General features: G+C 57.0%; 5 protein-coding genes. 3 read left to right on the forward strand and 2 right to left on the reverse strand.

Features of this window, described 5'->3' with window-relative positions; translation table 11 throughout:
• The first annotated feature begins 329 nt into the window (after positions 1–329).
• The 3 genes from queD (at position 330) to LO50_RS21305 (ending at position 3406) form a co-directional block, all read left to right on the forward strand.
• Positions 330–686: a 6-carboxytetrahydropterin synthase QueD gene (gene queD, locus LO50_RS24365; protein ID WP_014820063.1), complete on the forward strand. Its 357-nt coding sequence runs from the start codon at positions 330–332 to the stop codon at positions 684–686.
• 231 nt (positions 687–917) lie between these two features.
• Complete coding sequence (locus LO50_RS21300) at positions 918–2234, forward strand: Na+/H+ antiporter family protein (RefSeq protein ID WP_014820064.1); 1317 nt, start codon at positions 918–920, stop codon at positions 2232–2234.
• A 122-nt stretch (positions 2235–2356) separates the two neighbouring features.
• Positions 2357–3406: an AI-2E family transporter gene (locus LO50_RS21305; protein ID WP_041013682.1), complete on the forward strand. Its 1050-nt coding sequence runs from the start codon at positions 2357–2359 to the stop codon at positions 3404–3406.
• A 54-nt stretch (positions 3407–3460) separates the two neighbouring features.
• Here LO50_RS21305 and LO50_RS21310 read toward each other — a convergent pair whose 3' ends face one another.
• Together LO50_RS21310 and LO50_RS25495 are read right to left on the reverse strand one after the other, a co-directional pair.
• On the reverse strand, positions 3461–5455 hold the full coding sequence (locus LO50_RS21310; protein ID WP_044316285.1) for a PhoX family protein: 1995 nt from the start codon (positions 5453–5455) through the stop codon (positions 3461–3463).
• The coding region (locus tag LO50_RS25495; protein WP_236690616.1) for a hypothetical protein at positions 5445–5624 on the reverse strand (180 nt) is incomplete at its 5' end. The genes LO50_RS21310 and LO50_RS25495, both read right to left, overlap by 11 nt.

The raw sequence follows: 5624 nt of genomic DNA on the forward strand, positions 1-5624 counted from the left end.
CCCAAACCCCCGACCCGCGTAAGCTGGTCGGGGGTTTGCTTTTGGGACAGAGAAAAGCACAAGGCGCTAAGGCGGTGCTGGAATTGCCGATAGTGCAGCTGAACTGCAGTTATCTTGTGCTGTTTTCGTCTGCCTGGAGCCGGGGGGCGACCAACCACGTAGTCCTTTGCAGTTTTCCGGCTCCGCCGTGTGCCGTTAGTGCTTCAGCACTTCCACAGCCATTCATTCGCTCATCGCCCAGCATCTACAGCTGGTGTAATGCATGTGCCACGCTGTCAAAATGCGTAAAATCGCCCCTCAATCTGGCGACCAGACTGTGAGTCTATCTAGTGGAAATATTCAAAGAGTTTACGTTTGAGTCAGCACATCGTTTGCCGAATGTACCGCAGGGACACAAATGTGGCCGACTGCACGGGCATTCTTTCCGGGTAGCGTTATATATCAGCGGTACGGTGGATCCGCATACGGGCTGGATCCGCGATTTTGGTGAAATCAAGTCTGTCTTCAAGCCGTTGTATGAGCTGCTGGATCACAATTATCTGAACGATATTCCTGGGTTAGAAAACCCCACAAGCGAGAATCTTGCGAAATGGATCTGGACTGAGCTCAAACCGCTTCTGCCTGAGCTTTCGCGCATCCGTATTCATGAAACCTGTACAAGCGGTTGTGAATACTGCGGCGATTAAGCATTGCCCAGCGCGAATCACTAAGTGCGGTCTGATCATTGCTATGCTTGGTATCTATACAGACAAAGGTGGGCTAAGTAGGCATTTGGGTAAAGCATTCTCGTGCAGCGCGTTGCCCAGGTAGATACGTGTAAGTTGCTTATCGTGCAGATCTGCTTTTGACACCCCAGTTCCGTTATTGCAGAGTACGGCGTTTTTTTCGCGACGTTTGTCGTTTGTATGGAGAGTTCAATGAACGCAGTTGTTGCGGCTGTTGGCATCATGCTGATCCTGAGTCTGTGCCGCGTGCATGTAGTGGTCGCGCTCATCGCTGGAGCCATGGCTGGCGGTTTGATTGGTGGCTTGGGAATTGAGGGTAGCTTGGCGGCATTCAACAAGGGGCTAGGCGGTGGCGCAACAGTTGCCTTGTCTTATGCGTTGCTGGGTGCGTTTGCCGTTGCCATTGGAAAAAGCGGGTTGGCTCACGCCCTTGCTGACAAGGCGCTAGCTTTGGTTGGAAAGCAAGGGGCGCAAGGGGGCGGAGCGGTTAAGTGGATGATGATCGGCTTGCTGCTTGCCGTTGCTGTTTCATCACAGAATATCCTTCCTATTCATATCGCATTTATTCCCCTACTGGTTCCCCCGCTGCTTTTTGTGCTGTCGAAGATGAAGATTGATAGGCGTTTGATTGCATGTGTGCTCGCGTTCGGTCTGATTACCCCGTATATGTTTCTCCCGGTCGGGTTCGGCAATATTTTCTTGAACGAGATCTTGCTGGCAAACGTTGCTAAAAGTGGCGTGGATGTAACTGGAATCAAAGTCACGCAGGCAATGCTGATCCCCGCAATCGGGATGCTCGCGGGATTGCTGATTGCTTTTTATAGCTATCGAAAGCCCCGCGAATACGACCTCGTGCGTGTCGAGCAGCTTGAAAAAACTACAGTGACCTACAGTCCCCTCACGCTGCTGGTGGCTGCTGTCGCAGTTGCAGCGGCCTTCGTGATTCAGCTTTGGCTGGACTCGATGATACTTGGCGCGCTTGCTGGGTTCGTGATCTTTTCCGTTTCCGGCGTGGTGCGCTGGCGCGAAGCGGATGACCTGTTCACCGACGGGATGAAGATGATGGCCATGATTGGCTTCATCATGATCGCGGCCGCTGGTTTTGCCGAGGTGATGCGTGAAACGGGCGAGGTCAAGTTGCTGGTAGACGCTTCGACTCAATGGATCGGCGACAGCAAGGCTGTCGGCGCGCTGTTGATGCTCCTGGTGGGATTGCTGGTAACCATCGGAATTGGGTCTTCTTTTTCCACAGTGCCGATCATTGCCGCGATTTTTGTTCCCCTAGGTGTCGAGCTGGGTTTTAGTCCGTTGGCGATCGTCAGTCTGGTCGGGACTGCCGGTGCTCTGGGCGATGGCGGTTCTCCCGCATCCGACTCCACTCTCGGTCCGACCGCCGGGTTGAATGCGGACGGCCAGCACAATCATATCTGGGATACTGTCGTGCCGACGTTTCTACATTACAACCTGCCACTTCTGGCATTTGGTTGGTTGGCGGCAATGACGCTGTAACGCATCAAATTCAGTGTCAGCTGTACGCCTAACCCCGGCCTGACACTGAATCATCTGCCAGACCCGCACTCGTACCGTCGCTCGTTGACTAAACAGAACCAAACGCAGCGACAGGGTCAACAATGGACAATTCGAGGCTCGAGCAGAAGGTCTTTCTTGCGCTGCTGGTGGTGGTGTCTCTGGCTTTTGGCTGGATCCTGCTGCCGTTCTATGGGGCAGTCTTCTGGGCGGTGATACTGGCGATCATCTTCGCCCCCTTGCAGCGCTATCTTTACAGACGGTTTAGCCAGCGACGCAACCTGACAGCTCTGATCACCTTGCTAGTTTCGTTGCTGGTCGCCGTACTGCCGGTGATTCTGATCGCCGGGATGCTGGTTCAAGAGGGGGCGATCCTCTACAAGCAGATCGAAAGTGGCGAGCTGGACATCGGCAGCTGGGTCGTCAACTTCCGCGAGCTGCTGCCTCAATCGATCCAGCTGCAGCTTCAGCGCTTCGGTTTCGGTGACCTCGATTCCATGCGTGAACGGCTGGCCTCTGGGGCGCTCGAGGGAAGTCAGTTCCTCGCGACAAAAGCGTTCAGTTTTGGCCAGGGGACATTCCAGTTCCTGGTCAGCTTCTTTGTCATGCTGTACCTGCTGTTCTTCCTGATTCGCGACGGGCGTGATCTGGTGGCGCGTATCAGGAAGGCCATTCCGCTCAGCGATGCTCAGAAGCGGCGCCTGTTCAGCAAGTTCACGCGAGTCGTACGCGCGACGGTAAAAGGAAACATTGTCGTCGCCGTTACCCAAGGAGCGCTCGGCGGAATCATCTTTGCCGTGCTCGGGATCTCCGGGGCGCTGCTGTGGGGCGTGCTGATGGCATTCCTGTCATTGTTGCCCGCTGTCGGGGCGGGCCTGATATGGACGCCGGTAGCCATCTATTTCCTGATGACCGGCGCGATCTGGCAGGGCGTGATACTCACGCTTTATGGTGTGTTGGTAATCGGCCTGGTGGATAACATCCTCAGACCGATTCTGGTTGGAAAGGATACAAAGATGCCGGACTACGTCGTGCTTATCTCGACGCTGGGGGGGCTGGCATTGTTCGGACTGAATGGTTTCGTGATCGGCCCGCTGGTCGCGGCGCTATTCATATCGACCTGGGGCCTTTTCACCTCACCAGATGAGCCTTGAGTGTGGTCAGTGGATTGATAGGGGGGCCAGCCTTGCGGCTTGGCCCCTCCGCAGTTACATCAGGCGCTTTCCGTCGTCCCGCGTGACGATGACGGTTGCTGAGCGGGGTCTGCGACCCGGCCCGTCCGGCCACGTGCTCGTGTAGTTCGTCGCGGTCGAGTCTTCGCCAGGGTGCTGGATGTTGACGAACAGGGTCCGGAAGTCCGGTGTAGCTGTGATTCCGGTTACCTCAGCGCCCTGAGGCCCGACGAGAAACCGTTTGGTCTCACCGGTTCTGGGGTCGGAAACCAACATCTGATTGTTACCAAACGGCCCGCTGCGCAGTTGGCTACCGCTCATGTCAGTCTGAATCCACAGTCGACCCTCGTCGTCGAACCACAACCCATCCGGGCTGGCCATGATGTTGCTTTCATCCAGCGCTCGACCCTTCGGCCCCCGGCTGTTGTCCTGCGGCCCGGCAAGCAAATAGATATCCCAGTTGAATCGCGTGCCTGCAAAGTCGCGGCTCGCTTCACGCCAGCGAATGATGTGACCAAATGCGTTTGGTGCTCGCGGATTGGAGGCGTCGGTTTCCTTGCGTCCGCTGTTGTTGGTGAGGGTGAAGTAGACCTCACCGCTATCTGGGTTAACCGCCCCCCATTCTGGGCGATCCATCTTGGTGGCTCCGACGATGTCGGCGGCCAGACGGGTGTTGATCAGGACTTCACCTTGATCGGCAAATTGAACGCCGGCGGTCTCGCAGGCCCGCTGGAAGGCCGGATCGGCATGATCGAGAGCGAGCCAGTCACCACTGCCGTCGGTGTTGAAACGCGCGACATAGAGAGTCCCCTCGTCCAGCAGCCGCCCATCGCTTCGCTGCGGCCGATAGCGGTCGCGGCTGACGTACTTGTAGATATATTCGTTCTGTGAATCGTCGCCGGAATAACAGACAACGGGGCGGCCCGGCCTGACGGGGGCAAACACCAGTCCTTCATGGGCGAAACGGCCGAGGGCCGTGTGCTTGACTGGCGTTGAGTTCGGATCGAACGGATCTATCTCGACGATCCAGCCAAAGGTGTTCGGCTCGTTACGATAATCCGCTTGTGGATCGGTCGCGATGCGCGAGGCGTTGAAGCGCTCGAACTCATCGCCGGCAACTGTCTCCCAGCCATAACGACCGCTGCCTCGCACACCATAGCGGCTAAGTTCACGAGGTAGGTCGCTGTCGGCCGTGGCGAAGTAACCTGCCCAGTTTTCCTCGCAGGTGAGGTAGGTACCCCAAGGCGTATGCCCATTGGCGCAGTTGTTAAGGGTTCCGCGGGTTGAGGTGCCGCTCGGGCTGTAGCGGGTGCGCATCAGCGCATGGCCGCGCGCGGGGCCTTCAATGCGCATCGGCGTGGCACCCGTTATGCGGCGGTTACGGGCTGTCGGCAAGACCGACCAATCGCCACGCGGGCCGCGGCGGATTTCTACTACCGAAACGCCGTGGGCGTTGATTTCCTTGCGGACCTCGTCGACATCGACACGCTTACCATCGACCACCGTCGGGCCGTTGGGGTGGAGCAGAGGCGCTTGAATGTACTCGTGATTTAGCACCAGCAAGCCGTGATCGCTCTGGCGCCCGCCGAGTTTTGCGTTCATCGGGAAGAAATGCATTCCGTCGTGATGCATGCCGACTTGTTGAGCCTGGTCTTCGGCGCTATTGCTCGCGTCTTCCATCCAGGTCGGGTAGCTACCGGTAATCGGGGTGCCCCATGGAATGAAAGTGGTCGCGGAATAGCCAGCAGGAACGGTAATAGCATCGGCCCGCGTTACCGCCACTGGCGAAAACGGCAGACGGGTACGGCGTCGGAAGGGGATCTCCTTGAGTCCTTGCGCGGATGGTTCAGCCGCTCGCGCAAGTCCGGGAATAGCCGCACCTAGAAAGGCCATGGCTCCCAGGGCTGCGCCGCCAACCACTACCTTTCGACGGCCAGCAGAGATCACATCCTGAATGTGTGGGTTCGTCGAGTGGTTACTGGGCAACTCGTCCCCGTTGCCAAACAAAATGTCGTTGTTCTCAGTAGTCACGGCGCAGCTCCATTACGATTTTTGTCGGAGCCATGACGCTAAATTCGATATGCGACAACAGAATGACAGGTAGGGGTCGTGCCGACGAAATGTGGCCTCGTCTACGCAGTCTGCTTGCTCGCAAAAAAAAGCCTCGGCAGATGCCGAGGCTTTTTGTTAACACCTGCGG

Source organism: Stutzerimonas stutzeri (assembly GCF_000935215.1).
Lineage (GTDB): Bacteria > Pseudomonadota > Gammaproteobacteria > Pseudomonadales > Pseudomonadaceae > Stutzerimonas.